This is a genomic window from Nocardioides nematodiphilus (genome assembly GCF_020216525.1).
In the GTDB taxonomy this organism is placed as follows: domain Bacteria; phylum Actinomycetota; class Actinomycetes; order Propionibacteriales; family Nocardioidaceae; genus Nocardioides; species Nocardioides nematodiphilus.
Genome location: NZ_JAIWOY010000014.1, coordinates 44,229 through 69,329, shown reverse-complemented (window position 1 = coordinate 69,329; position 25,101 = coordinate 44,229). Strand labels below are relative to the sequence as shown.

The following is a 25,101-nucleotide window of genomic DNA, read 5'->3' as shown; positions in this document are numbered from 1 at the left end:
TCAGCAGCCGGAGGCCTCCCACCCATCAGCCGCTTGAACAACCTGACTGGACATCACAGCTAGGTCGCTGAAGGTCCGCCCGTTCATGCCTGCATTCTTGCCGCATGCCTGGCTGGCTGGGCGGCTATTGGGACGCGACTGAGGTCGCGAATCAGTAGTCAGGCTGACATGGTTGTCGCGTAGTTCGACCCCGGCCGACCGGACGTTGAGCTAGCCAGCAGCGTATCTCGGTACGGGACAACGGATCGACCTGAACCGCGCTGGCTGCCAGCACCCACTTTGACGACCAGCGGCGAGCGCGGCTGTTTCGTCAAAGTTCACCGCGGGAGCCCCGTCGATCTTCGTTGCATCTCGACAACGTCGCCGACGCATCCTGACGATCGAGAACTCCGTTGCCCGGTCGCGAGCGATGAGGTTGGCTCGATGGCGTGGCGATCACTCTCAGCGCGCTGTGCTGGCTCGCGCTCGACCCTGAGGCGCAGGCCCCGTTCTGGGGGGAGGTGCTCGACGCCCCGGTCCACGGTGCGACGGTCGACGTCCCCGGCTTCGCCCTTCGGTTCGTCCCGACGGACCGGCCCAAGGCATCGCAGGGGCGGATCCACCTCGACCTCACGAGCACGTCGCTGGAGGACCAGCAGTCCCAGGTCGCGACGGTGCTTCGGCTCGGCGGCCGCCACGTGGATGTCGGCCAGGGTCCGAACGAGACCCACGTCGTGCTCGCGGATCCCGAAGGCAACGAGCTGTGTGTGATCGCCCCGGGGAATCGGTTCCTGGCTGGCACCGGCCGCATCGGGGCGGTCAACTGCGACGGCACCCACGATCTGGGCGTCTTCTGGAGCCGGGTTCTGGCGTGGCCCCTGGTCTGGGACGAGGGGGAGGAGACCGCCATCCAGTCGCCGTCCGGCGGGTCGAAGCTCACCTGGAGCGGGCCGCCGTTGATGGCACGGGAGACGCGCGAGCGCATCGCCTTCGAGCTCGCCGCAGAAGGCCCCGCCGACCTGGCGCGACTGCTCGAACTGGGTGCTGGCGACCTCGGGGGAGGACGGTTCCTGGACCCGGACGGCAACGCGTTCACCGTCCTGATGCCGCCCCTATAACGCCGCTATAGAAGCAGGTACGACACGAACGCCTGCGGTTGCGACAGCGGGAGCAGGTGTCCGCCGGGGAGCGGGTCGGGGTCGATGCCGAGCCGATCGCGGGCCAGCCGTTGCTGGAAGCCGAACGGGAAGAACCGGTCGTCCTTGCCCGCAGCCGCGCGCATGGTGATGTCAGGCCAGCCGCCGAAGTCGCAGGCGGACACGAACGCGGCCTGCGTCTCGTTGCGTCCGCGTCGCGGCCCCCTCCGCGGCGATCGCCGGATCGACGTCATGGGTGAAGTAGGTCTCGAGGTCCACCTCGCGCGGATAACCGCCGCGATCGGCCTGGGCCTCGCGGGCCGCGCTCACGCCGGTGTTGTCCCACCACTCAGCGGCCCGCTCGCCGGGCCTGGGGACCATCGCGTTGAGGAACACGAGTGCGCGCAGGGGCGTCCGCTCCATCACCAGCGGCGCGGTGAACCCGCTCAGCGAGTGCGCGACGAGCACGACGTCCGTACGGCCGGCGAGCGCCTGGACCACGATGTCCGCGTACGCCGGGAGGCCCGCGGCCTCATCGTCGGCGGGGAGGTCGATCGCGAGCGCCTCATGGTTTCCAGCCCGGAGCAGCGGCACCACCCGGCTGTAGAGGTGGCTGGCGTCGCCGCCCGCACCCGCGAGCAGCGCGAAGGTCGTCACCGTCCCACCGTAGCCTCGTGCTCGGCCTGCTGCTGAGGGCAGATCCGCCTGCGGCAGAAGTCCTTGGGGATCGCCCGCGGCGGCGGCGAGGCTCGGGGCATGACCCAGACCGACCGGGCCCTAGGCCCCCTCCACGACAGCCTCGACGCCCAGCTCCAGCAGCAGCGCATCATCGTCCTGGGGCAGGAGGTCGACGACCCGATCGCGAACCGGATCTGCGCCCAGCTGTTGCTGCTCAGCGCCGCCGATCCCCGCCAGGACATCAGCCTCTACATCAACTCACCCGGTGGCTCGGTGACCGCCGGCATGGCCATCTTCGACACCATGCGCCTGATCCCCAACGACGTGTCCACGCTCGCCATGGGCTTCGCGGCGAGCATGGGCCAGTTCCTGCTGACCGCCGGCGCACCCGGCAAGCGCTTCGTCCTGCCCCACGCCGAGGTCCTGCTCCACCAGGGCTCGGCCGGCTTCGGCGGGACGGCCAGCGACATCGAGATCCAGGCCGAGCGCCTCGATCGGGTCAACCGGCGGATGCTGGCCATCACCGCCGAGCAGACCGGACAGCCCCTCGAGCGGGTCGAGCGGGACTCGCTGCGCGACAAGTGGTTCACCGCGCAGGAGGCGGTGGCGTACGGGCTGGCCGATGCGGTGCTCGTCGAGGCCGCGTCGCTCGCGCCGAGCCGCCGGGCGGGATTCGGGATCGCGAGCATGGCCGGTGCACCCGAGGTCGAGGCGAGCGCGCGATGAGCAGCTACCTGGTCCCGTCGGTCATCGAGAGGACGCGGAGCGGCGAGCGCGTCGCCGACGTCTTCAGCCGTCTGCTGAGCGAGCGCATCGTCTACGTCGGCACGCCCATCGACGACGGCGTCGCCAACGTCGTCATCGCGCAGCTGCTGCACCTCGAGTCCGAGGGTCCCGACAGCGAGATCAACCTCTACCTCCACAGTCCCGGCGGCGACCCGACCGCGATGCTCGCGATCTACGACACCATGCAGTTCATCCGCGCTCCTGTCGCGACGACCTGCGTCGGACAGGCCGCGAGCACGGCCGCAGTGCTCCTCGCCGCCGGCGAGCCGGGTCGCCGCACCGTCCTGCCGCACGCGCGCATCGTGCTCGACCAGCCGTCGAGCGGTACGCCCCGCGCAACCCTCCCGGACCTGCAGCTCGAGGCCAAGGAGGTCGCGCGGGTGCGCAGCGAGCTGGTCGACCTGCTCGCCCTGCACACCGGGCGCAGCAGCGCCCAGGTGCGCGCCGACACCGAGCGCGACCTCGTCCTGAGCGCGGCGGCCGCGCTCGAGTACGGCGTGGTGGACGCCGTGCTCGACAGCCGCAAGCTTCTCGTCCGGGCGTGACGGCTCAGGCGGCGAGCGCGAGCGGACCGCTGGGCCGCGCGCCGATCAGGCGCCGCGACACCCGGGTCGTGAGGTCCACCAGCCGCAGCCCCAGTGCGCCGCCGACCGCCTCGATCACCTCCGAGCTCGGCTCCTTGCGGCCCCGCTCGATCTCCGAGAGGTACTGCGTCGAGACCCCGGCGTCCTCCGCCACATCGGCAAGCGTGCGGCGCTGCGCGGCGCGCTCGTCGCGCAGCTCTCGCCCGATCGCCTCGCGCCACAGCGGCGGGCTCTCGACCGGACCGGGCCGAGGGGTGCGAACGGGAAGCGGGATGACGTCGCCCATCCCGCCACCGTAGGACTGGTCGTCGAGCCGGGGGAAGCACGTTCGCTGCCGGCGTACGGTGCCGGTCACGGGCCGATCGTGCGAGGCTGCTGCGATGGCGCAGGAGGTGGAGTTCGCGAGTGCGGGGGTGTCGCTGAGCGCGACCATCTCGTGCCCGCCCGGGACGGGAGTCGTCCCGGGCCTGGTGCTGGTCGGCGGCTCGGGCCCGGCCGACCGGCACAGCGGGGGGTTCCTCGACGCGTTGCGGGACCACCTGGTCGGGGCGGGGACAGCGGTGCTGGCGTACGACAAGCGCGGCGCCGGCAGGTCGACCGGCGCGTGGTCGAGCGCGACGGTCGACGATCTCGCCGACGACGCGGCCGCGGCTGTCGCCGTGCTCCGCAGCCATCCGCGGGTCGATGCCCAGCGGGTCGCCATGCTGGGGCACAGCGAGGGCGGATGGGTGGCCCTCCGCTGCTGTGTGCGCGGCGTGGACGTGCACCGCCTCATCCTCAACTCGTGCCCGGGCGTCTCGTTCCTGGAGGCCGAGCGCTTCGCGCTCGTCGCCGCCGGGGCGGGCGAGGAGAGCGCCGCCCGGCTGTACCGCGACCTGGTCACGGCGGCGCGCGCCGACGTGCCGCTCGAGCGCGGGACGCGCGTGCTCGCCTCGTTCCGGGCGGAGCCCTGGTACGAGGCCGCCTTGGGCGGATTCGAGCTGACCGGCGAGACCTGGGAGCAGCTGCGCGTCTGGGCGGACTACGACCCGGACGACGACCTGCGCCGCCTGAGGACCCCGACGCTCGTGGTCCTCGGCGGGGCCGACCCGCTGGTGCCGGTGCGGGCCAGCGTCGCGCGCTACGAGCGCTCCGCCGAGGAGGCGAGGCGCCCGCAGCGGGTCGTCGTCCTCGCCGGCGCCGACCACCGCCTCGAGGTGGCCGAGACCGGCTTCGCCCACGGCTACCTCCGCCTCCTCGACGAGTGGTGCCGCGCCACGGGCGAGCGGCTCAGCCGGCCGCGCCCGTCCTGAACGCGCGGACCGGCGGCAGGACGCCAGCGGCGGCCGTCGCCGGGGCCAGCTCCGCGAGCCTCGCGGGCACGGCGCCGACGGTGAGGACCCGGACCGTGTCCCCGACGGTGACCACGACGTACGACGACTCGGCCGGCGCCCACGCGATCACCGCGGCCGCCGCGGCGAAGGCGGCGCCGATGGCGAGCGCGCGGCCCCAGGCCGGCACCGATCCGGAGATCACCGTGACCGTCGCGCAGCGGCACTCGGGAAGACTCACCTCGGTGCGGACCAGCCACGCCGACCCGGTCGGCGACAGGCCTGAGACCCCTCGTCAGCAGACCCGGGCGGTGGCATGGTGGAGGCATGGACCCGAAGGCTCTGCTCAGCGGTGACCAGATCAGCGAGATGGACCTGCCGGACTGGCGCTCGATGTATCGCGCCCTGGAGGCGCGCTTCCGTACGGGCGACTTCGCGACCGGGTTGAGGCTCGTGGACATGATCGGCGCGGCGGCCGAGGAGGCCGACCATCATCCCGACGTGACGCTGACCTACCCGGCGGTGCACGTGCTCCTGACCAGCCACGACGTCGGCGGCAAGACGCAGCGCGACGTCGATCTCGCGCGCCGGATCAGTGGGTTCGCGGCCGAGCTCGGCGTGGTGGCCGAGACCGCCTCGCTGCAGCGGGCCGAGATCGGTCTCGACACGGCCGACCGCGAGGAGATCCGGGAGTTCTGGAAGGCCGCCCTCGCGCTGGTCGACGACCCGGAGGACGAGGACGCGCTCATCGACCCGTACGGCGTGATGCCCTCATTGTGGTTCCAGGACACCGATCCGCACGAGGAGCCGAAGCAGCGCTTCCACTACGACCTGCGGGTGCCGCCCGAGATCGCCCAGGAGCGGATCGACGCGGCCGTGGCTGCGGGCGGCCGTGTCGTCAGCGACACGGACGCGCCGCGGTTCGTCGTGCTCGCGGACGCGCAGGGCAACAAGGTCTGCATCTGTACGCACGTCGGGCGCAGCCACTGATCGCTGCGCGGTAGCGGCTACTGCCGGGCGACGAGCCCGGTGCGCAGCGCGTACGCGACATCGGGGCGCTGGTTGCTCTCGGCGAGCGCGACGGCCTCGTCGACGTCGTACGCGATCGCGTGCTCGCTCACCGTCCAGGCGCCGTCGTCCCGACGGGTGGCGGTGCTGAAACGGGCGTGGGGCGTACCGGCCTCGACGGCGTGCGGTGCCGGATGATCGTCCGTGTAGGCGGGCCAGCCGACGCTGCCGGGATTGACGACCAGCGCCCCGCCGGGGAGCGCCCTGGTCCGCTGGAGATGGGTGTGACCGCACAGGTGCAGTCGGAAGCGACCGGCGTCGTCGCCGAGCCGCTCCAGCACCTCCGCGTCGGTCGCCTCGCGCAGTGCGTTCGCGGCCGTGACGTCGACCGTCTCGAGGAGGTAGCACAGGTCGTCGGACGGACTGCCGTGGAAGGCCAGCACCCCGTCGGTCGGCTCCGACCGCGTCGGCAGGGCGTCGAGCCAGGCGCGGTCATCGTCGCCCAGGACGTCGTAGGCCAGCTGGTCCGAGCGGCTCATCGACGCGCGTGGCCGGGTCAGCAGCTGTCGCTCGTGGTTCCCCTTCACCGTGACGATGTCCGTACGGGCGCGCAGCACGTCCAGGGTCCCCCGCGGATCGACGCCGCCGGAGGCGATGTCCCCGAGGTTGACGATGATGTCGGACCCGAGGTCGGCGATCGCGTCGAGCACGGCCCGCAGGGCCGGAGTGTTGCCGTGTACGTCGGAGAAGGCGGCGATCGTCGTCACCCCGGCGACGCTACCGGCGGACCGGGACTCAGGTCTTGTCGATGAGCTCGCGAGCGAGGTCTCGAGCACGGTCCAGCTCGGCGTCGTCCCAGAAGAGGCCACGCCGGTTGTTGCCGGCCTCGAGGAACGCGTCGAGGCGGAAGGCCGCCTCGGCAGGATCGGCGGCGCCTGATGCACGCCGTACCCATCCTCGAGGCAACCGTCGAGATCCACGCGCCCCTCCCTCACGTGTGGGAGCTGGTCAGCGATGTGCGCCGGATGAGCGAGTGGAGCCCGCAGGTCACTTCGACCCGGCTGCGCAGCGGGTTCGACGACGTCGGGCCCGGTGCGCAGTTCACCAACCGCAACCAGCAGGGCGAGCTCGCCTGGACCACGCATGCCGAGATCGTCGACTGGGCGCCGGGTCGGAGGATGGCGTTCCGGGTCGAGGAGAACTGGGCGATCTGGTCCTTCGATCTCGAGCCGACGGCAGCCGGCGTACGCCTGACGCAACGACGCGAGGCACCCGACGGCGTCTCCGACCTGTCCCACGAGCTCACCGAGGCGTTCCTGGGCGGGCACGTGTCCTTCACCCAGACGCTGCGGTCCGGGATGAGCGAGACCCTCGAGGCGATCAGGTCGGCGGTCGAGGTCAGCCGCTGACCCGTTGGCGGTCTCTGGCTTGATCGGGAGTGCGATCCAGGCTGTCACGACGCCACTGCGCGACGAGCTGCGTGAGCGGATCGACGCGTGCGAGCCGCTCACGCCGCGGGGTGCCGCGCCCCTCACGCCGCTGGAGCAGCACGACTGAGCTCTCCTCGGACGTCGCCCCTGCGTCAGGCGCGCAACGACGTCACGAGGAGGCTTCCTCCCCCGTGGTGGAGGTGGTGTGTGCGGGCACCTCACCGGCGAAGTCGCCCGTGCTCAGCGTCCCGGCAAGCTCGATGAGGAGGACCGAGGCACCCGTCCCTGACACCGGGCAGTGCTCGATGCCCTTCGGCACGACATAGAGGTCGTGCGGTCCGAGGGTCACGACCGCCTCCGAGTCGCCCGTACGGAGGCGGATGTCGAGGCTGCCGTCGACCACCAGGAACAGCTCGTCGGAGTCGGGATGGGAGTGCCAGACGTAGGGTGCCGGGCGCGACCGGGTTTCCTGGTCCGGCGGGAGCGTCGTGGACGGCCGCCACCCGGACCCTGGAACGATGGCCCCATGAGCCACGTCCTGGAGATCGAGCGCGCCGACTTCGAGAACGAGGGCCTGCGCGCCTTCCTCCAGGCCCACCTGGACGACCTGGCCCCGACCGCCCCGGAAGACAGCCGCCATGCCCTCGACATCGCTGCGCTGCAGCGACCCGGCGTACGGCTGTGGACGGCCACGACCGGCGGTCGACTGGTCGGCACGGCAGCGCTCTCGGCACTGGACCGTGCCCACGAGGAGCTGAAGAGCATGCGGACCGACCCGGCGCATCGCGGCGCCGGGATCGCGACGGCGTTGCTGCGCCACGTCCTCGCCGACGCCCGCGAGCGCGGCGTCGAGCGGCTCTCGCTCGAGACCGGCAGCGCGGACTTCTTCGCCCCGGCCCGCGCGCTCTATGCCAAGCACGGCTTCGTCGAGTGCGAGCCCTTCGGGAGCTATCGGCCCGACCCGCACAGCACGTTCATGACCCGGCCGGTCTGAGCGCCGGACCTCAGATCGGCGAAGGACCGGTTCTCGAGACACGGGAGACGCCATGTCTCCTGGGCGTCGATGCCCGGGTCCGCCGAACGTCTCGCCGTGGCCTCCTCCGGTGCTATACCGGTATGGAACCGAACCATGGCGCACCCCGTCAAGGTAAAGAGCGGGTGAGTGCGGAACGGCGGAGCAGCCGCCGCGGGCTAGCGGGACGCCGCCCGCTCGCGCGCTGCGGTGATCTCAGGGACGTGGGTCTCGGCCCACTGGCGCACCGCGCGCAGCGGGACGAGGAGCGAGCGGCCCAGGTCGGTGAGCGCGTACTCGACGTGGGGCGGGTTGCCGCCCAGATCGGTGCGGCTGATCAGCCCGTCAGTCTCCAGGGCGCGCAGGGTCTCGGTGAGCGCCTTGGGGGTGATGCCGCGGATGTGCGCCTTGAGCTGGGTGAAGCGCATCGGCCCGGCCTCGAGAGCGTTGACGATGAAGACCGTCCAGCGCGCGCCGATCCGGTGCAGTACGACGCGGCTGACGCACGTCGCGGACATGATGTTGTACGCCTTGCCCATCGGGCCCTCCCGGGAGCGGTGCGGATGCCGTCACGGAACGGTATCGACTGCCTGTCTTACGGTGGGACCATGCCCATCAAGCTCGAGAACGTCGGCATCGCCGTGCGCGACCTCGACGCCACGATCGCGTTCTTCACCGACCTCGGCCTGCCCGTCCTGGGCCGGGCCGAGGTGAGCGGGGAGTGGGCCGACACCGCGGTCGGTCTCGATGGCAACCACGCCCGGATCGCGATGCTGCAGACGCCCGACGGCGAGGGCCGCCTCGAGCTCTTCGAGTACCTCCATCCCGACGCGATCGAAACCGAGCCGACGCGCCCGCACGAGATCGGGATGCATCGGGTCGCGTTCCAGGTCGACGACATCGAGGAGGCACTGGCGATCGCCGCCCGGCATGGCTGCCACCCGCTGCGCGGCGTCGCGACGTACGAGGACGTCTACAAGCTCACCTATCTGCGCGGTCCGAGCGGCATCCTCGTCATGTTCGCCCAGGATCTCGCGAAGAGCTGACAGAGCAGCTCGCTGCAGCCGTTCCGCACGGACCCGCGCCTGCGGCATGATCGAGTCATGCGGCGGTTGACCTACGCGATGGGTGTCTCACTCGACGGCTACGCCATGGGGCCGGACGGGCGCTTCGACTGGAGTGTGCCCGACGAGGAGGTCTTCGACCACGCGCTCCAGCAGGTGCGCGGGCTGAGCGTCCACCTCCTGGGCCGGCGGCTCTACGAGACGATGCTGTTCTGGGAGGGCGCCGAGGAGAACCCGGAGCTCGACGACGCCGAGCGCGAGTTCGCCCTGGTGTGGCAGGCGCTGCCGAAGGTCGTCTTCTCCCGCTCGCTCACCTCGGTCGAGGGCAGCAACACCCGGCTCGCGACGCGACCGCTCGCCGAGGAGATCGTCGCCCTGCGCGAGGGCGCCGAGGGCGGCGACGGTGACATCGCGATCGGTGGCCCCGAGCTCGCCCACGAGGCGGCGGCGCTCGGCCTGATCGACGAGTACGCCCCGCGCATCCACCCGACCCTCCTCGGCGGAGGCACGCCGTACTTCGCCCCGGGTGGTCCCCAGGTCGATCTCGAGCTCGTCGAGAGCCGCACCTGCGCCTCCGGCGTCCTGCTGCAGCGCCACCGCGTGCGCCGCTGAGCCCCACCGGCCCCCACGCGCCCACACCGGTCCGGGAACACGTGACGCGCCCACGCGTTGTGCCCACGTGGTCACTCTGTCCCTCCTCGACCGGTCGCGTACGCGCGACGGCTTCGCGGACGGCGAGGCGCTGCGGCACACGGTGGAGCGGGCGCAGGATGCCGAGCGGCTGGGGTATCACCGGTTCTGGGTGGCTGAGCATCACGCGGTGCCGGGCATCGCGTCGGGTGCGCCGGCCGTCCTCCTCGCCGCGATCGGCGCCGCGACCTCCACGATCAGGCTGGGCTCCGGCGGGGTGATGCTGCCGAACCACCAGCCCCTCGTCGTCGCCGAGCAGTTCCTGATGCTGGCCGCGCTGCACCCGGGTCGGATCGACCTGGGGCTCGGCCGCTCGCTCGGCTTCACCGCGCCCGTCCGGCGGGCGCTGCGGCACGACGCCGAGGGCCCGGACACCTTCGCCGACGACGTCCGGGAGCTGGCGAGCTACCTGGACCGCACGGCCCCGGTCACCGCCCGCCCGGTCGCCGCCGCTCCGATCCCGCTGTTCCTGCTCGCCACCGGCCGTGGCGTCGAGATCGCCGCGGCGCTCGGGCTGTCCGTCGTGATCGGCGGCCCGATTCTCGCCGAGCCAGGGCTCGACGACGTGCTGCGCTCCTACCGCGCGGGCTTCACCGGCGACGGGGCTCCACGGGTGGTGCTGGCCGCCGATGTGCTCGTCGCCGACACCGAGGACGAGGCCCGTGACCTGGCGCTCCCGGAGGCGTGGGCGACGGCCCGCAGCCGGCAGACCGGCTCCTTCGCGCCGCTGGAGCCGATCGGTCGGATCAAGGACCAGCTCGGCGCCCCTGCGCTCGGGTCACGGGTCCTGGAGCAGGTCGCCGCCGCTCAGGCGCGGACGATCGCCGGCACGCCGACGTCGGTCGCCTCCCGGATCGCGGAGCTGGTCGAGCGCACCGGTGCCGACGAGCTCCTCGCCAGCGGGGTGACGTACGACCGGGACGCGCTGCGCGCCTCGGACGCCGCGCTGGCCGCGATGTTCGACACGGCCACCTGAGCGCGCTCAGGCGGATCGGGCGGCGAGGATCTGCTCGATGTGGGTGGTCGCCCACTCCTCGAGCGCTCGCAGGGGCACGCGCAGCGAGTGGCCGAGGTCGGTCAGCTCGTACTCCACGCGCGGCGGGATCTCGGGATGGACGGTGCGCGTCACCAAGCCGTCGCTCTCCAGGGCGCGCAGCGTCTGGGTGAGCATCTTCTGGGAGATGCCCTGCACCCGGCGGGCGATCTCGGAGAACCGGGTAGGGCCGTCGCTCACGGCCCCGATGACCAGCACCGTCCAGCGGTCGCCGATGCGATCGAGGACCTGGCGGGTCGGACAGTCGCGGACGTACGGGTCCCAGGCGGGGTGGGTCACGGCGGTTACCTCGGGGTGCGTGGGGCACGGCAAAGTGCCTACTTACGGAAAGTGACTGACTCTCCTACGGTGACTATATGACTACTTTGATCGTTCTGGGCGGAACCGGATACGCCGGAGGCAACATCCTCGCCGCCGCGGCGGCCCGCGGACTCCGCGCCGTCAGCTACAGCCGCTCCCTGCCTCAGTCGCCGATCGCGGGCGTCGAGTACCGCACCGGCGACCTCACCGATGCTGCGGTCCTGGGCTCGGCGCTGGAGGGGGCCGACGCCGTGATCGCCACCCTCGCCCCGCGTGGGGACCTCGGTGCTCCGGGCCGGCTGCGGGAGCTGTACGGCGCGATCGCCGACGAGGCTGCGAAGAAGGGCGTACGCCTCGGTGTGGTCGGGGGCGCAGGCTCGCTGCAGGTGGCTGACGGGGGGCCGCGGCTGGTGGACACCGAGGGGTTCCCGGCCGAGTTCAAGGGCGAGGCGCTCGAGCTGACCGCGGTGCTCGCAGACCTGCAGGCGTCGGACTCCTCCCTGGACTGGTTCTACGTGAGCCCGGCCGCAGGCTTCGGCGCCTATGCGCCCGGGGAGGCGACCGGCAGCTACCGCGCTGGTGGGGACGTGCTGCTGAGCGATGCGGCGGGGGAGTCCTTCATCTCCGGGGCCGACTTCGGTCTCGCCGTCGTCGACGAGGTGGTCGCGCCGGCTCATCGGCGCGTGCGGTTCGCCGTCGCGTACTGAGCGGTCGCCGCTCGGAGCGAGCACTGGCGCGGAATACCCCCAGGGGGTACCGTGTTGGGAAAGGAGAACCAGGAAGGGGCGGTCATGGCGCACAGCTACATCGCGAACGGCACCAAGGACGACTACCTCAAGCGGCTGCGCCGCATCGAGGGGCAGGCGCGCGGTCTGCAGCGGATGGTGGAGGAGGAGCAGTACTGCATCGACATCCTCACCCAGGTCTCCGCGATGACGAAGGCGCTCGAGTCGGTCGCGCTCGGGCTGCTCGACGAGCACATCGCGCACTGTGTCGTGAACGCCGTCCGCGAAGGCGGTGAGGAGGCCGAGCTCAAGCTCAAGGAGGCCTCTGCCGCCATCGCCCGCCTGGTCCGCTCCTGACCCGTACGCCCCCTGAGAGGAATCCGACCATGAGCACCACGCAGACCTTCACCGTCACCGGCATGACCTGCGGCCACTGCGTCGCATCCGTCACCGAGGAGGTGCAGGAGCTCGCCGGCGTCAGCGACGTCGAGGTCGACCTGGCCACGGGTGCGGTGACCGTCACGAGTGCCGAGCCTCTCGACGAGTCGGCCGTGAGGGCCGCCGTCGAGGAGGCCGGCTACCAGCTGGCGTGAGCCCGTCATGAGCACCGAGGTGACGACGAATCCGGCAAGCGACTCGCAGGTCGAGCTCACGCTCACCGGGATGACCTGCGCGTCCTGCGCCAACCGGATCGAGCGCAAGCTCAACAAGCTCGACGGTGTCACTGCGACGGTCAACTACGCCACCGAGAAGGCGAGGGTGACCTACGCGGACGGCGTCAGCACCGACGACCTGATCGCCACCGTCGAGCAGGCCGGGTACGGGGCGGCGCTGCCCGCACCGCCGATCGCGGATCGCGCCGACGACGCCGTGGCGCCGCCGGAGGACGTGGCCCTCGCCGCGCTCCGTACCCGCCTGATCGTCTCGGCGCTGCTGTCGGTGCCGGTCGTCGCGCTGGCGATGGTGCCGGCCTGGCAGTTCACCAACTGGCAGTGGCTCTCGCTGACGCTGGCCGCGCCGGTCGTGGTGTGGGGCGGACTTCCCTTCCACCGGGCGACCTGGACCAACCTGCGTCACGGCGCCGCGACGATGGACACCCTGGTCTCGCTCGGCACCGGCGCCGCCTTCCTCTGGTCGGTCTACGCGCTCTTCTGGGGTGACGCGGGCATGCCCGGCATGCGGCATGGCTTCTCCCTGACGCTGGAGCGGACCCACGGCGCCTCCGACATCTACCTCGAGGCCGCCGCCGGCGTCGTCACGTTCATCCTTCTCGGTCGCTACCTCGAGCACCGCTCCAAGCGGAACGCCGGGGCGGCGCTGCGCGCCCTGCTCGACCTGGGCGCACGCGACGTGGCCGTGCTGCGCTCCGGTGCCGAGGTCCGGATCCCGGTGGCCGAACTGGCCGTGGGTGACCGCTTCGTCGTCCGCCCGGGCGAGAAGATCGCGACCGACGGCGCCGTCGAGGAGGGCACCTCTGCGGTCGACGCCTCGATGCTGACCGGCGAGTCCGTGCCGGTGGACGTGTCCGTCGGGGACGCCGTCGTCGGCGGATGCGTCAACGCGAGCGGCCGGCTGGTCGTACGCGCCACCCGCGTCGGGGCCGACACCCAGCTCGCCCAGATGGCGCGGCTGGTCGAGGACGCCCAGACCGGGAAGGCCGCCGTGCAGCGGCTGGCCGACCGGATCTCCGGCATCTTCGTGCCTGTCGTCATCGTGATCGCGTTGGCCACCTTCGCCTTCTGGCTGGCACGCGGCGAGGGCATGGCTGCGGCGCTGACCGCGACCGTGGCCGTCCTGATCATCGCCTGCCCGTGCGCGCTGGGACTGGCCACGCCGACCGCGCTGATGGTCGGCACCGGTCGGGGCGCGCAGCTCGGCATCCTGATCAAGGGCCCCGAGGTCCTCGAGCAGACCCATAAGGTCGACACCGTCGTGCTGGACAAGACCGGCACGGTGACGACCGGCGAGATGACGCTCGTCGCGACCGTGATCGCTGCCGGCGAGGACGCCTCGGAGGTGCTCCGGCTGGCCGGCGCGCTCGAGGACGCCTCGGAGCATCCGATCGCCCGGGCGATCGCCGATGCCGCCCGCACGGCGTCGGGCGCGCTGGTGGCGCCCGAGGACTTCGGCAACGTCGAGGGTCTCGGAGTCCAGGGCATCGTGGAGGGGCACGCCGTCCTGGTCGGTCGCCCGCGGCTGCTCGCGGAGTGGTCGCAGCACCTCACCGCCGACCTCCAGGCGGCGTTCGAGGAGGCGCAGGGTCGCGGCCAGACCGCCATCGCGGTCGGCTGGGACGGCCGGGCCCGAGGCGTGCTCGTCGTCGAGGACCGGGTCAAGGAGAGCTCCGCGCAGGCCATCGCGGAGCTGCGCGCCCTGGGGCTGCGCCCGATCCTGCTGACCGGCGACAACGATCGCGTCGCCCGTACGGTAGCCGCCCAGGTCGGCATCGACGATGCCGACGTGTACGCCGAGGTGCTGCCCGGCGACAAGGTCGACGTGGTGAAGCGGCTGCAGGGCGAGGGCCGCGCCGTCGCGATGGTCGGCGACGGCGTCAACGACGCCGCCGCGCTGGCCCAGGCGGACCTCGGCCTGGCGATGGGCACCGGCACCGACGTCGCGATCGAGGCCAGCGACATCACCCTCGTACGGGGCGACCTGCGGGTGGCCGTCGACGCGATCCGGCTCTCTCGCCGCACGCTGGGCGTCATCCGGAGCAACCTCTTCTGGGCGTTCGGCTACAACGTCGTCGCCATCCCGGTCGCCGCCGCCGGGCTGCTCAACCCGATGCTCGCGGGCGCCGCGATGGCGTTCTCCTCGGTGTCGGTGGTGACGAACAGCCTGCGCCTCAGGCGCTTCCGCAGCTCGCTCTAGGGCGTGGGACGCCGGCCCTCACGGCGTATATAGATGAGCACGCTCGGCGCTGGGCGCGCATGTGCTCATCCGTATAGGGCCCTATACGGATGAGCACGGTCGATACCCGCCTGCCTGGTACGTGCTCGTCTTTATAGGGACCTATACGGACGAGCACATGGAGCGAGTCGCGCCCCATGTGCTCATCCGTATAGCGGGTCAGGCCGCGGTCGGAGCCTCCGCCTCGCGGCCGCGCAGCACCAGGGCCAGGGCGCCGGCGGCCAGCACGATCACACCGATCGCGTAGGCGACGGCGGCGGTGGTCAGGTCGACCCCGCGGCTGACCGCGTAGCCGGCGCCGACGGCGGGGATGCCCATGCCGGCGTACGACACCAGGTAGACCGCGGCCAGCAGGCCGGCGCGCTCGTGCGCCTCGACCAGCGGGACCGTCGTGCGGATACTGCCCTGGAGCGCGCTGCCGAAGCCGATCCCGACGATCACGGCGGCCGCGATGAAGCCGGCGATCGTGCCGGCCGCGATCATCACCGCGAGGGCGGCGATGCCGACGATGACAACCGAGAGCCCCCAGGTCAGCTGCCGGCGCCCCTCCCACGACCGGACGGCGATGGTGGCGATCGAGCCGATGATGGCCACCTCAAAGAGGGCGAGCCCGCCCAGCACCGACGGCGAGTCCGGCGACATGGCGTGCAGTACGGCGGGGCCCAGCGAACCGAAGAGGCCGGCGACCGCCCAGGTGGCGAACGCGGCTGGCGCGGCCGCCGCGAAGGCCGTCCGGGCCGAGGACGGTACGGCGACCTGCGGACGCAGGCTGCGGATCAGGCCGGGCTGAGTCGCGGTCGGGTGCAGCAGGGTGATGACGCCGACGGCCTGGAGCGCGAGCACGGCGCTGAGGCCCAGGTAGATCAGGTGCGTGGGCCAGGGCAGGTAGCTGACCGCGATGCCGGCGGTGAGTGCGCCGAGACCCGTACCGGCGAACGGCGCCGCCGAGCTGGCGATCGTCCCGTGCGACTGGTGGGCCTCGATCATCGCCGCACCGAGGGTGCCGAGGGCGGCGCCGGCGGCGAACCCCTGCAGAACCCGGCCGATGAAGAGCGGCTCGTAGGAACCAGCAGTGGCGAAGAGCAGGAGAGAAGCGATCTGGAGCGCGATCGCGGCCAGCAGGACCGGGCGACGACCGACGTGCGTGGCCGCGCTGCCGAACACGAGCAGGCCGCCGAGCACGGCGATCGCGTAGACGCCGAAGGCCTCGGTGGTGGTCAGCGCGGTGCCGTGCCAGACGAGGTCGTAGTGCTGGTAGAGCGGTGTGGGCGCGGCGCTCGCGGCGAGGAAGGAGATCGCGATCGAGGCGAGCAGCGCGAGACGTACGAGTGAGCCGGGCGCGGGTGCCTCGTGGGCGGCGCTCGACCGGATGGTGCCGGGTGCCGCAGCGGTGGTGACGGACATCGGAGCCTCCGAAATGATAGACAGACCTGTCTGTTCGCAACCGGTGAACAGATCTGTCTATTCCAAGGAAGATTCGCAACCTCGCAGACGTTGTGGAAGATGTGACTGTGACCAGAGTTGAGCCCGTCCGAGAGAGCGCCCGCGAGCGCCTCCTCGACACCGCCGAGCGGCTGTTCTACGCCGAGGGCGTGCACACCGTCGGCATCGACCGGGTGCTGGCCGAATCGGGCGTCGCCAAGGCGACGCTCTACAAGAACTTCGGCAACAAGGACGGCCTCGTCACGGCTTACCTCGATCGTCGCCACGAGCGGCAGGTCGCGCGCATCACCGCCGCGCTCGACGCGGTCGCCGAGGGCAGCCCGCGCGAGCGGATCCTGGCCGTCTTCGACTCCCAGCGGATCCTCTTCGCCCGCCCGGACTACCGCGGCTGCGCGTTCGCGGCCGCCACGGCGGAGGGCCCCCACGGCGGCCCGTACGAGGAGTCGAGCAGGACCTACCGCAACTACGTCCGCACGGTCTTCGCCGAGATCCTGGCGGCGGCGGGCGTCGCTGAGGCCGAGCGGATCGCCTCGCAGCTCCACCTGATCTACGACGGCGCCCAGATGGCGGCCCGGATGGACAGCGACCCGACCAACCCGGAGCTCGCCGCGAACACCCGGATGCTCGCCGAGTCGGTGCTGAGCGCCGCCGGCCTCTGAGCGCGCCTAGGATCGTTACTCGTGTCGCCACTCACCGAGCCTCAGATCCGGACGGCGTTCGTGAACCTCACGGGCGGCGAGGCCAAGCGGGCGAACCTGCCGCTCGACCTCGCGACCCAGGACTGGGAGGGCCTCGACTACCTCGGCTGGCGTGATCCCAGGTCGCCGCAGCGCGCGTATCTCGTCGCGGAGCACGACGGCGTCCTGCGTGGCATCGGGATGCGGCTGGCCACCAACACCGCCGGCCCCCGCAAGACGATGTGCTCGCTGTGCATGACCGTCGGTGACGTGTCGCTGATGGTGGCGCCGCGGGCCGGCCGCGCGGGCCAGGCCGGCAACACCGTGGGCACGTACATCTGCTCCGATCTGGTCTGCTCGCTCTATGCGCGCGACAAGATGCGGCCGCGGGGCGAGATCGCGCGCGAGACGCTGGGCGTGGAGCAGAAGATCCAACGTCTGCGCGCCAACCTCGACGACTTCATCGTCCGGGTGCTGAAGCCGGTCTGAGGCCGACGCCGGCCCTCAGGGCTGGATGAGCTCGAGGTCCGCGAGCAGCGTGCCGTGGGTGGGCTCCCAGCCGAGCGTCTCGCGGGTGTGCGTGCTCGTGGAGGGCTGGTCCATCGCGAAGATCGCCCCGACCGGCCCGTACGACTCCGCCGGGACCGCCTCGACCGGAAGGCCGAGGCGACGGCCGATCACCGTGGCGATGTCGCGGACCTGGTCGCCCTCGTCGGTGACCGCGTGCCATGACGTGCCGGCCGGCGCCTTCTCCAGGGCGAGCCGGAAGAGCGAGGCGGCGTCGGCCGAGTGCACCGCGGGCCAGCGCTGGGTGCCGTCGCCCGGGTAGCCCGAGACCCCGCGCTGGCGCGCGATCTGGGTGAGGATCCCGGCGAAGCCGCCGTCGCCGTTCTGATGGACGGTCCGCGGGAGCCGTACGGCCGAGGTCCGCACGCCCTGCGAGGCCAGCTCGAGGGTGCGGGTGACCGTGACGGCGCGACCGCCGACCGGCCCCTCCGTGGGCAGCGGGTCGGACTCGGTCGACGCCCGGCCGGGGATCCACGGCGTGCCGGAGCAGACCACGAAGGGCTTGTCGCTGCCGATCAGCGCCTCGCCGATCGCGGCGATGGCGGCGGTCTCCTCCGCCACGCCGGCGGCGAGCGCCTCGGGGCTGGAGAAGTCGTTGCTGAAGGCGAGGTGGATGACGCCGTCGGCGGCGCGTGCCGCCGCGCGGATGACGTCGAGGTCGGCGAGGCCTCCGCGTACGGCATCCGCGCCGGCCGCCCTGAGCTTGCTGACCGATGCGTCGGAGCGGGCGAGGCCGGTGACCGTGTGGTCGTGGGCGAGGAGCTCGGCGACGACCGCCGACCCGATGTTGCCGGTGGCGCCGGTGACGAAGACCTGCATGATGGACTCCTTGGAAGTGATGCGACCTTTGTCCCATCACCGTAGCAGGTGATGGGACAAAGGTGCCATCACTATGATGGGCGCATGGCACGCTGGGAACCCGGAGCACGCGAGCGGATGGTCGTCGCGGCCGTCGAGCTCTTCGCCGAGCAGGGGTACGACGCGACCACCGTCGCCGAGATCGCCGAGCGTGCCGGCGTCACCAAGAGCACCTTCTTCCGGCACTTCCCCGACAAGCGCGAGCTGCTCGCCGCCGGCCAGGGGGCACTGAGCGAGCTGCTCGCCGAGGGGATCGCGAGCGCGCCCGCCGACGCGACCCCGCTCGGCGCCGTGAGGAACGGGTTGGAGCGCGCCGGTGAGATGTTCGGCCTGGTGAACCGCGAGATGGCGCCCCAGATGAAGGCGGCGATCGCCTCCAGCACCGAGCTGCAGGAGCGCGAGGCGCTCAAGCGGATCGGTCTCGCGGTGGCGATGACCGACGCGCTCATCGCGCGCGGCGTCGCGGAGCCGGTCGCCCACCTCGCCGCTGAGATGGGCGTGCTCGCGTTCAAGCAGGGGTACGCCGCCTGGACCGACGCCGAGGACGCGACCGGCTTCGGCCCGTACGCCGTGGCCGCGCTCGACGCGCTGCGCGAGGCGAGCGCCGCACTGTGAGAGGCCCCGGTGGAGGCGCGGTGAAACCGCGCTGAAACCCGGCTGAAGGCGGCAGGCCCGAAGGTAGCCTCACCGCCGATCAGAGGAGCCGCCGATGAGCACCGCCACCCCGGAAGTCACCGCACCGACCACCGCCGCCACCCGCACGTACGCCTCGCTGGGCGCCGCCTGGATCCCGATGCTCGCGCTGTGCATGGCGTTCTTCGTGGAGATGGTGGACAACACCCTGCTCTCGATCGCGATCCCCACGATCGGGCGCGACCTGCACGGCACCACGACCTCGCTGCAGTGGATCACCGGCGCGTACTCCCTGACCTTCGGCGGGCTGCTGCTCACCGCCGGCTCGCTGGCCGACCGCTTCGGCCGCCGCCGCGTGCTCCAGATCGGGCTGGCGATCTTCGGGTCGCTGAGCCTGCTGGTGGTGTTCGTGGACCGTACGAACGAGCTCATCGCGCTGCGCGCCGCACTGGGCGTCGCCGCCGCGATGATGGCACCGATCACCAACTCGCTGGTCTTCCGGCTCTTCGACGACGACAAGCTCCGGATGCGCGCCATGACGGTGATGATCATCGTCGGGATGAGCGGCTTCATCCTCGGACCGCTGCTCGGAGGCAGCGCGCTCGCACACTTCAGCTGGGAGTGGCTGCTCGTGGTCAACGCCCCGATCGCGCTCATCGCCTTCATCGGCGTGCGGGTCGGCGTGGCCCCCGACGAGGCCGACGGCCTCACCAACGACAGGCTCGACCTGCCCGGCGCGGTGCTCAGCATCAGCACCATCGGGCTGGCCTCCTATGCCCTGACCAGCGGCGTCGAGCACGGCTGGACCGCGCTGCTCACCCTCGGCTGCGCCGTCGGCGCGGTGCTCGCGGCATCGATCTTCGTGTGGCACGAGCGCCGTACGGCCGAGCCGATGCTCGACCTGTCGCTGTTCACCGGCCGTCATGGTGGCACCGTGCGCGGCGCCACCATCGCCCAGCTCGGCACCGCGATCGCGATGGCCGGCGTGATGTTCGGGCTCATCCTGCACTTCCAGTACGCGTACGGCTGGAGCCCGATGCGCGCGGGCCTGGCCAACCTCCCGCTGATCGTCACCATGATCCTGGCGACGCCGGTCTCCGAGGGCCTCGGCAAGCGCTTCGGCCACCGGATCGCCTGCCTGATCGGCGCAGGCTTCCTCGCCGCCTCGCTCGCCGGGATGGCCTGGGGCGTGCACCACGGCTACGCCGTGATCGCGGTCTGCATGGTGCTGATGACGGTCGGCCTGCGCACCGTCATGACGATCTGCGCGGTGGCCCTGGTCGCGGCGATGCCGGAGAATCGCACCTCGCTCGGCGCCGCGCTCAACGACACCGCCCAGGAGGTCGGCACCAGCATCGGCACCGCCGTGATCGGCACCCTGATCGCCGCCCGGGTGACGGTCAACCTCCCGGCCGGGGCCTGGAGCAGTGACCTCGTCCAGTCCTTCTTCGACGGCGAGCGCGTGGCGTACGGCGTCCTGGCCGTGGTCGTCGGTCTGATCGCCGGACTGGGCGCGCTCACGCTCAGCAACTCGCGCGATGTCGAGGAAGTGCACTGACCCCACCGGCCTGGTGCGGGGGATGATCGGATCATGGCGAGCATCGAGGACGTCCTGCCGCTGGGCAGCGAGCTCGAGCGCTCCTATCCCGTCCACGTCCGCGGCCGGCTGAAGTTCCGGGTCAAGCAGATCGTGTACGTCGCCTTCTCCCTCGACGAGCGGGTGATGGGCTTCGCCTACCCCAAGGAGGAGCGAGCCGCCCTGGTCGCGAGCGATCCAGGGCGGTTCGCCATGCCGGCGGCGTCCGACCTGCGCTTCAACTGGGTCCCCGCGAGCTCGTCGTGGACGCGTGGCGGATGGTGGTGCCGCAGAAGCTCAGCCGCGCGTACGACCTGCTGCACCCGCACGGACCCGGGGCCGCAGGGCGGTGACCGCGGCGAGAGCGAGGGTGCTGCCCGCCAGCCAGACGAGGCTGTGCTCGAAGGCCACGTCGATGCCGCGCTCGCTCGCGCCGTAGAACACCAGGCCGATCAGTGCCACGCCGAGGGCGTTGCCGAGCTGCTGGACCATCGAGAGGGTGCCGCTGACGGTCGCGGCGTGCTGCGGCTCGACGCCCGCCATCACCGAGCCGACCAGCGAGCTGAGGCACACGCCCATGCCCAGGCCGGAGACCGCCAGACCAGGGGCGAGCCACCAGACGGAGCCGGTCACGCCGATCTCGCCGACCGCGGCCAGCACGAGCAGGTGGCCGAGGGTGAACACCAGCGCGGCGCCGGGCACGACCCGCGTGCCGAAGCGGACGGCGAGACCCGCCGCGCGCCGGGTGCCGACCATGTAGCTCGACGCCATCACGGTGAAGACCAGTCCCGAGCGCAACGGGCCCAGGCCGTGGCCGATCTGCAGGTAGAGGGCCAGCACCAGGAAGTACGACGCCATCCCGCAGAACAGCAGCGCCTGGGCGATCAGGGCGCGGCGTACGGCCGGAGCGTGGAGGGCGGCGGGGTCGAGGATCGGCGCGCGGCCGGAGGTGGCGCGGGACAGGGTGCGGCGGACGAGTCCCGCGGCGAGCGCGAGGCCGAGGCCGAGGCTGGCCCAGGTCCACTCCGGCCAGCCGAGCCGGCGACCCTCGAGCAGCGGGAGCAGGACCGCGGTCGTGCTGACGACCACCAGCAGGAGGCCGGCGACGTCGAGGGGAGCGCGCTGACGCAGCGCCGGGGCGGGGAGCAGCCGGCGGGCGGTCAGGAGGATCGCGACGCCGACCGGGATGTTCACCAGGAAGACGGTGCGCCAGCCCAGGCCGTCGATGTCGGCGCGGATGAGGATCCCGCCGATGAGCTGGCCCAGGGCGGCGGCGACGCCCATCACGGTGGCGTATCCGCTCATCGCCTTGAGCCGGGCCGGCCCCTCGTACACGTCGCCGATCAGGGCGAGCACCATCGGCGCGAGCAGCGCGGCGCCCACGCCCTGCGCCAGTCGCGCCGCGATCAGCGTCCCCACGTCGGGCGCGATCCCGCACAGCGTGGACGCGAGCACGAAGACGAGCACGCCGAGGACGTAGGTGCGGCGCCGGCCCCACCGCTGGCTGAGTGGACCGGCTGCCATCAGCAGGCCGCCGAAGGTGAGGCCGTACCCGGCGACCAGCCACTCGACGGCGGAGTCGCCGGCGCCGAGGTCGCGCTGGATCGAGGGCAGCGCCACGTTGACGATGAAGAAGTCGAGCACCACCAGGAAGGTGCCGCTCAGCAGGGCGGCGAGGGGGAGCCAGCCCGGTGCGGTGCGCGCTGCGGTCGGCAGCGCTCGGGGAGTGGAGAGAGTGGTCATGTGACTGTTCTCGAGCCTCCGGCAACGGGAGAGTCAACAGCCGATATCTCCCATTGACCCTCCCCCTGGGGGAGACAGCAGACTGACCGGCATGGACGGCCTGCTCACCATCGGCGACTTCTCCCGGATGACGTTCCTGTCGGTGAAGACCCTGCGGCACTATCACGACGTCGGGCTGCTCGCGCCGGCCTACATCGACGACGCCACGAGCTATCGCTACTACCGCGCCGATCAGGTCGGCACCGCGCAGCTGATCCGGCGCTTCCGCTCGCTCGACCTGCCCGTCGAGCAGGTCAAGCAGGTGCTGGCCGCGCCCGACGAGGAGTCGCGCAACCGGGTCATCGTGGAGCACCTCGAGCGGATGAGCGCCCAGCTGCGCGAGACGCAGGAGACCGTCAGCTCGCTGCAGCGGATGCTGACCTCCCCGCTGCGGCTGCCGGTGAGCTATCGCGACGAGGCCCCGATGACCGTGCTCGCGATCACCGAGACGGTCGACGCCTCGGAGTGGATGGCCTGGTGGCTGGGCGCCTTCACCGAGCTGCACGCGGTCCTGCGCGCCTCCGGGCTCGAGCGGGCCGGCGCCGACGGCGCGATCTTCCCCACCGAGGCCTTCGCCGACGAGCGGGGCGAGCTGGTGGCGTTCGTGCCGATCCCCCGTGGCACCGCCGCCAAGCTGGGCGGCCGCGTGGAGATCACCTCACTGCCCGGCGCCCGGTACGCGGTCACCACGTACGACGGGCCGCTGATCGACCTGGACCAGGCCTACAGCGCCGTCGGCACCTGGGTGTGGGAGCAGGCGCGCTCGTCCGACGGCCCGGTCCGCGAGCGCTACCTGCCGACCGGCGCGGCCGACGACCTGCTCGCCCACGTGACCGAGGTGTGCTGGCCGGTCGGCTGAGTCGCTCGGGTCAGTCGGCCCGGTCGCCGAGCAGGATGAGGACCCGTACGAACGCCTCGCGATCCGCCGGCGTGATCCCCGCAAGGAGGTCGTCCTCCATCGCCCGGATGTCCTTGCGGCACCGTGCCAGCACGCGCCGGCCCGTCGGGGTCAGGCTGACGACCTTGTTGCGCCGGTCCGCGGGATCGGGCGCCCGGGCGACGAGCCCCGTGGCCTCGAGGCGGTCGAGGTTGCCGATCAGCCGGGTCTTGTCACGCCCGGAGGCAGCGGCGAGGTCGCGCTGGGTCGCGGCGTCGCCCTCGCTCAGCGCGACGAGGATGACGTAGTCCCACATCTCCAGTCCGGCGCGCTCCAGGATCGGCGCCTCGCGGCGGATGACCTCTCGCACCAGGGCGGCGGTCAGCTTGCCGAGATCGGGGCGCTCCATGGGCGCGATCCTACGGCGTTGCAAATAATCTACGTACGCGTACGATCTACTCATGATGACTTCGATGCAGGCATGCTTCGAGGAGGCGCTGGACGACGCCGACGGACTGGTCCGCCGCGCGGCGGAGGCGTCGCTGGGGTTGGCGACGCCGTGTGAGGGCTGGGATCTGGGCGCGCTGCTCGGCCACATGATCGGACAGAACCGGGGCTTCGCGATCGCCGTGCGCGCCGGGGATGCACCCCTCGCCGCGTACGCCGCACCCGTGCTGACGCCGGGCGAGGTGCTGCCACGTTGGAGCGACTCGGCCTCCCGGCTGCGCGAGGCGTTCCGGACGGCACCGGCGGATCGGACCGTACGGCTGGCGGAGTTCGCCGGGCGGGAGGTGCCGGTCGAGGTGGCACTCGGGATGCAGGTCGTCGACTGCGCCGTGCACGCGTGGGACGCGGCGACCGCTCTCGGACAGGCCTACCGGCCGAGTGCGGCGGTCGTCGAGGTGGTGCTCGCCAGTGCGCGGATGATCGCCGCTCGCCCGGGCGGAACGCCGGGGGTCTTCGCGCCGCCGCGTGAGGTCGCGGGCGACGACCCATGGGCCGAGGCGCTCGCCCTCCTCGGCCGCTGAGCGCGGACGGTCCGGGGCGTGCTGGCTGTCCTCGGGTCCCCCGACCCACCAGCACGTCCCGGACCATCGCGAGATCAGGCCAGGGCGTCCTTCAAGAAGGCGACGGCCTGGGCGACGGCGGCCTTCGCGGCGTACGTGTCGTGCAGGGAGTTCACCATCACGAAGTCGTGCACGATGCCCTGGTAGCGGACAGCGGTGACCGGGACGCCGGCCTGGCGCAGCTTGGCGGCGTACGCCTCGCCCTCGTCGCGCAGGACGTCGGCCTCGCCGGTGATGACCAGCGCCTGCGGCAGGCCCGAGAGCTGCTCCACGGTGGCGCGCAGCGGCGAGGCGGTGATCTGGGCCCGGTCCTCCGCCGAGGTGGTGTACTGGTCCCAGAACCACTTCATGCCATCGCGGGTGACGAAGTAGCCGTCGGCGAACTCGTGGTAGCTGGCGGTGTCGAACGACGCGTCGGTGAGCGGGTAGAAGAGCACCTGGCCGGTGAACGTCACGTCGCCGCGCTCCTTGGCCAGCAGCGTCAGGGCCGCCGACATGTTGCCACCGACCGAGTCGCCCGCGACCGCGATCCGCGAGGGGTCGAGATCCTTGTCTCCGCCCTTCGCGGTGACCCACTGGGCGACCGCGTAGGCCTGCTCGATGGCGTGGGGGTAGCGGACCTCCGGCGAGCGGTCGTACTCGGGGAAGACCACCGCGGCGCCGGCGCCGACCGGCTTCACGATCTTGACCCTGACGGTGCCGCTGGGGCCGCCCGCGACCTCGATCCACTCCTCGTCGACCCCGGGCTTGAAGATATCGGCGTCCTGGACGCCGTCCACTGCGGCGCGGCCCTCGGCGACGGGGAGCTGGTAGAGGTACGGCGGCCCACTGGTGGCGTCGACGAACGCCTGGGCGGCGGGCTCGAGGGCGATGTTGCGCGGGTTGCCGGTCATGTTCTGTATGTGTGGGGGAGGGCGTCTAGAGAACGTACGTTCTCCAGACGATCGAAACAGTA

At 71.9% G+C, this 25,101-nt stretch carries 35 protein-coding genes; 21 read left to right on the top strand and 14 right to left on the bottom strand.

Annotation, left to right across the window (positions count from 1 at the left end):
* Positions 1-428 precede the first annotated feature (428 nt).
* Positions 429-1,097 (top strand): VOC family protein, encoded by a 669-nt coding sequence (locus KSO98_RS17485; RefSeq protein WP_225287024.1) that lies wholly within the window; start codon positions 429-431, stop codon positions 1,095-1,097.
* A gap of 5 nt (positions 1,098-1,102) precedes the next feature.
* On the opposite strand, the gene KSO98_RS17480 is transcribed toward KSO98_RS17485, so the two are convergent.
* Positions 1,103-1,300, bottom strand: a complete 198-nt coding sequence (locus tag KSO98_RS17480; RefSeq protein WP_225287023.1) for an alpha/beta fold hydrolase family protein — start codon at positions 1,298-1,300, stop codon at positions 1,103-1,105.
* Positions 1,269-1,772, bottom strand: a complete 504-nt coding sequence (locus KSO98_RS17475) for an alpha/beta fold hydrolase (protein WP_225287022.1) — start codon at positions 1,770-1,772, stop codon at positions 1,269-1,271. Before KSO98_RS17475 ends, KSO98_RS17480 begins: the two co-directional genes overlap by 32 nt.
* Positions 1,773-1,871: 99 nt before the next feature.
* On the opposite strand from KSO98_RS17475, the gene KSO98_RS17470 reads away from it, so the two are divergent.
* Both KSO98_RS17470 and KSO98_RS17465 read left to right on the top strand, forming a co-directional pair.
* Complete coding sequence (locus KSO98_RS17470; protein WP_225287021.1) at positions 1,872-2,519, top strand: ClpP family protease; 648 nt, start codon at positions 1,872-1,874, stop codon at positions 2,517-2,519.
* Entirely contained in the window at positions 2,516-3,124 is a 609-nt protein-coding gene (locus KSO98_RS17465) for a ClpP family protease (RefSeq protein WP_225287020.1), read from the top strand. The genes KSO98_RS17470 and KSO98_RS17465 overlap by 4 nt, the downstream gene beginning before the upstream one ends.
* Before the next feature lie 4 nt (positions 3,125-3,128).
* Here the strand turns inward: KSO98_RS17465 and KSO98_RS17460 are convergent, their stop codons facing one another.
* Complete coding sequence (locus tag KSO98_RS17460; RefSeq protein WP_225287019.1) at positions 3,129-3,518, bottom strand: helix-turn-helix domain-containing protein; 390 nt, start codon at positions 3,516-3,518, stop codon at positions 3,129-3,131.
* A 25-nt stretch (positions 3,519-3,543) separates the two neighbouring features.
* Here KSO98_RS17460 and KSO98_RS17455 point away from each other — a divergent pair, with 25 nt between their 5' ends.
* A complete protein-coding gene (locus tag KSO98_RS17455; protein WP_225287018.1) occupies positions 3,544-4,455 on the top strand; it encodes an alpha/beta hydrolase family protein in 912 nt (303 codons plus the stop codon).
* Here KSO98_RS17455 and KSO98_RS17450 read toward each other — a convergent pair.
* Positions 4,433-4,714: a hypothetical protein gene (locus KSO98_RS17450; protein ID WP_225287017.1), complete on the bottom strand. Its 282-nt coding sequence runs from the start codon at positions 4,712-4,714 to the stop codon at positions 4,433-4,435. The two genes, KSO98_RS17455 and KSO98_RS17450, sit on opposite strands and share 23 nt — an antisense overlap.
* Positions 4,715-4,800: 86 nt before the next feature.
* On the opposite strand from KSO98_RS17450, the gene KSO98_RS17445 reads away from it, so the two are divergent.
* Positions 4,801-5,463: a 4a-hydroxytetrahydrobiopterin dehydratase gene (locus KSO98_RS17445; protein WP_225287016.1), complete on the top strand. Its 663-nt coding sequence runs from the start codon at positions 4,801-4,803 to the stop codon at positions 5,461-5,463.
* Between the two features lie 17 nt (positions 5,464-5,480).
* On the opposite strand, the gene KSO98_RS17440 is transcribed toward KSO98_RS17445, so the two are convergent.
* Entirely contained in the window at positions 5,481-6,248 is a 768-nt protein-coding gene (locus tag KSO98_RS17440; RefSeq protein ID WP_225287015.1) for a metallophosphoesterase family protein, read from the bottom strand.
* Between the two features lie 28 nt (positions 6,249-6,276).
* Positions 6,277-6,447 carry a hypothetical protein gene (locus tag KSO98_RS17435; protein ID WP_225287013.1) on the bottom strand — a complete coding sequence of 57 codons (171 nt, stop codon included), beginning with the start codon at positions 6,445-6,447 and terminating at the stop codon, positions 6,277-6,279.
* Here KSO98_RS17435 and KSO98_RS17430 point away from each other — a divergent pair.
* A complete protein-coding gene (locus tag KSO98_RS17430; RefSeq protein WP_225287012.1) occupies positions 6,420-6,890 on the top strand; it encodes an SRPBCC family protein in 471 nt (156 codons plus the stop codon). The two genes, KSO98_RS17435 and KSO98_RS17430, sit on opposite strands and share 28 nt — an antisense overlap.
* Before the next feature lie 19 nt (positions 6,891-6,909).
* The gene (locus KSO98_RS18725) at positions 6,910-7,038 is read left to right on the top strand and encodes a hypothetical protein (protein ID WP_263642937.1); all 129 of its coding nucleotides are present in this window, start codon (positions 6,910-6,912) and stop codon (positions 7,036-7,038) included.
* 42 nt (positions 7,039-7,080) lie between these two features.
* On the opposite strand, the gene KSO98_RS17425 is transcribed toward KSO98_RS18725, so the two are convergent.
* Positions 7,081-7,551: a cupin domain-containing protein gene (locus KSO98_RS17425; protein WP_225287011.1), complete on the bottom strand. Its 471-nt coding sequence runs from the start codon at positions 7,549-7,551 to the stop codon at positions 7,081-7,083.
* Here KSO98_RS17425 and KSO98_RS17420 point away from each other — a divergent pair.
* Complete coding sequence (locus tag KSO98_RS17420) at positions 7,438-7,905, top strand: GNAT family N-acetyltransferase (protein ID WP_225287010.1); 468 nt, start codon at positions 7,438-7,440, stop codon at positions 7,903-7,905. The genes KSO98_RS17425 and KSO98_RS17420 overlap by 114 nt on opposite strands.
* 197 nt (positions 7,906-8,102) lie before the next feature.
* Here KSO98_RS17420 and KSO98_RS17415 read toward each other — a convergent pair whose 3' ends face one another.
* Positions 8,103-8,462, bottom strand: coding sequence for a winged helix-turn-helix transcriptional regulator (locus KSO98_RS17415; protein WP_225287009.1), 360 nt, complete (start codon positions 8,460-8,462; stop codon positions 8,103-8,105).
* Positions 8,463-8,531: 69 nt separating this feature from the next.
* Here KSO98_RS17415 and KSO98_RS17410 point away from each other — a divergent pair, with 69 nt between their 5' ends.
* The 3 genes from KSO98_RS17410 (at position 8,532) to KSO98_RS17400 (ending at position 10,653) form a co-directional block, all read left to right on the top strand.
* Positions 8,532-8,969: a VOC family protein gene (locus KSO98_RS17410; RefSeq protein ID WP_225287008.1), complete on the top strand. Its 438-nt coding sequence runs from the start codon at positions 8,532-8,534 to the stop codon at positions 8,967-8,969.
* Between the two features lie 57 nt (positions 8,970-9,026).
* The gene (locus KSO98_RS17405) at positions 9,027-9,599 is read left to right on the top strand and encodes a dihydrofolate reductase family protein (protein WP_225287007.1); all 573 of its coding nucleotides are present in this window, start codon (positions 9,027-9,029) and stop codon (positions 9,597-9,599) included.
* 67 nt (positions 9,600-9,666) lie between these two features.
* A complete protein-coding gene (locus KSO98_RS17400) occupies positions 9,667-10,653 on the top strand; it encodes an MsnO8 family LLM class oxidoreductase (protein WP_225287006.1) in 987 nt (328 codons plus the stop codon).
* Positions 10,654-10,659: 6 nt separating this feature from the next.
* On the opposite strand, the gene KSO98_RS17395 is transcribed toward KSO98_RS17400, so the two are convergent.
* Complete coding sequence (locus KSO98_RS17395) at positions 10,660-11,010, bottom strand: winged helix-turn-helix transcriptional regulator (protein ID WP_225287005.1); 351 nt, start codon at positions 11,008-11,010, stop codon at positions 10,660-10,662.
* 77 nt (positions 11,011-11,087) lie between these two features.
* Here KSO98_RS17395 and KSO98_RS17390 point away from each other — a divergent pair, with 77 nt between their 5' ends.
* From KSO98_RS17390 to KSO98_RS17375, 4 genes are all read left to right on the top strand, one after another.
* Positions 11,088-11,738: an NAD(P)-dependent oxidoreductase gene (locus KSO98_RS17390; protein WP_225287003.1), complete on the top strand. Its 651-nt coding sequence runs from the start codon at positions 11,088-11,090 to the stop codon at positions 11,736-11,738.
* An 84-nt stretch (positions 11,739-11,822) separates the two neighbouring features.
* Positions 11,823-12,113, top strand: coding sequence for a metal-sensitive transcriptional regulator (locus tag KSO98_RS17385; protein ID WP_225287002.1), 291 nt, complete (start codon positions 11,823-11,825; stop codon positions 12,111-12,113).
* 29 nt (positions 12,114-12,142) lie between these two features.
* Complete coding sequence (locus KSO98_RS17380; RefSeq protein ID WP_225287001.1) at positions 12,143-12,349, top strand: heavy-metal-associated domain-containing protein; 207 nt, start codon at positions 12,143-12,145, stop codon at positions 12,347-12,349.
* A 7-nt stretch (positions 12,350-12,356) separates the two neighbouring features.
* The gene (locus tag KSO98_RS17375; RefSeq protein ID WP_225287000.1) at positions 12,357-14,627 is read left to right on the top strand and encodes a heavy metal translocating P-type ATPase; all 2,271 of its coding nucleotides are present in this window, start codon (positions 12,357-12,359) and stop codon (positions 14,625-14,627) included.
* Positions 14,628-14,825: 198 nt separating this feature from the next.
* Here KSO98_RS17375 and KSO98_RS17370 read toward each other — a convergent pair whose 3' ends face one another.
* Positions 14,826-16,070, bottom strand: a complete 1,245-nt coding sequence (locus KSO98_RS17370; RefSeq protein ID WP_225286999.1) for an MFS transporter — start codon at positions 16,068-16,070, stop codon at positions 14,826-14,828.
* Positions 16,071-16,177: 107 nt separating this feature from the next.
* Between KSO98_RS17370 and KSO98_RS17365 the strand changes: the two genes are divergently transcribed.
* Together KSO98_RS17365 and KSO98_RS17360 are read left to right on the top strand one after the other, a co-directional pair.
* A complete protein-coding gene (locus tag KSO98_RS17365; RefSeq protein WP_225286998.1) occupies positions 16,178-16,768 on the top strand; it encodes a TetR/AcrR family transcriptional regulator in 591 nt (196 codons plus the stop codon).
* Between the two features lie 21 nt (positions 16,769-16,789).
* The gene (locus tag KSO98_RS17360) at positions 16,790-17,275 is read left to right on the top strand and encodes an FBP domain-containing protein (protein WP_225286997.1); all 486 of its coding nucleotides are present in this window, start codon (positions 16,790-16,792) and stop codon (positions 17,273-17,275) included.
* A gap of 15 nt (positions 17,276-17,290) precedes the next feature.
* On the opposite strand, the gene KSO98_RS17355 is transcribed toward KSO98_RS17360, so the two are convergent.
* On the bottom strand, positions 17,291-18,172 hold the full coding sequence (locus tag KSO98_RS17355; RefSeq protein WP_225286996.1) for an SDR family oxidoreductase: 882 nt from the start codon (positions 18,170-18,172) through the stop codon (positions 17,291-17,293).
* 84 nt (positions 18,173-18,256) lie between these two features.
* Here KSO98_RS17355 and KSO98_RS17350 point away from each other — a divergent pair, with 84 nt between their 5' ends.
* Entirely contained in the window at positions 18,257-18,826 is a 570-nt protein-coding gene (locus tag KSO98_RS17350) for a TetR/AcrR family transcriptional regulator (protein ID WP_225286995.1), read from the top strand.
* Between the two features lie 94 nt (positions 18,827-18,920).
* Positions 18,921-20,402, top strand: a complete 1,482-nt coding sequence (locus tag KSO98_RS17345; protein WP_225286993.1) for an MFS transporter — start codon at positions 18,921-18,923, stop codon at positions 20,400-20,402.
* 315 nt (positions 20,403-20,717) lie between these two features.
* Here KSO98_RS17345 and KSO98_RS17340 read toward each other — a convergent pair whose 3' ends face one another.
* Complete coding sequence (locus KSO98_RS17340; protein ID WP_225286992.1) at positions 20,718-22,163, bottom strand: MFS transporter; 1,446 nt, start codon at positions 22,161-22,163, stop codon at positions 20,718-20,720.
* A gap of 91 nt (positions 22,164-22,254) precedes the next feature.
* Between KSO98_RS17340 and KSO98_RS17335 the strand changes: the two genes are divergently transcribed.
* Positions 22,255-23,061 (top strand): MerR family transcriptional regulator, encoded by an 807-nt coding sequence (locus KSO98_RS17335; RefSeq protein ID WP_225286991.1) that lies wholly within the window; start codon positions 22,255-22,257, stop codon positions 23,059-23,061.
* A 10-nt stretch (positions 23,062-23,071) separates the two neighbouring features.
* On the opposite strand, the gene KSO98_RS17330 is transcribed toward KSO98_RS17335, so the two are convergent.
* On the bottom strand, positions 23,072-23,488 hold the full coding sequence (locus KSO98_RS17330; RefSeq protein ID WP_225286990.1) for a MarR family winged helix-turn-helix transcriptional regulator: 417 nt from the start codon (positions 23,486-23,488) through the stop codon (positions 23,072-23,074).
* A gap of 52 nt (positions 23,489-23,540) precedes the next feature.
* Between KSO98_RS17330 and KSO98_RS17325 the strand changes: the two genes are divergently transcribed.
* Positions 23,541-24,107 (top strand): TIGR03086 family metal-binding protein, encoded by a 567-nt coding sequence (locus KSO98_RS17325; RefSeq protein ID WP_225286989.1) that lies wholly within the window; start codon positions 23,541-23,543, stop codon positions 24,105-24,107.
* Positions 24,108-24,181: 74 nt separating this feature from the next.
* Here KSO98_RS17325 and KSO98_RS17320 read toward each other — a convergent pair whose 3' ends face one another.
* Positions 24,182-25,039, bottom strand: a complete 858-nt coding sequence (locus KSO98_RS17320; protein WP_225286988.1) for an alpha/beta hydrolase — start codon at positions 25,037-25,039, stop codon at positions 24,182-24,184.
* Positions 25,040-25,101: the final 62 nt, after the last annotated feature.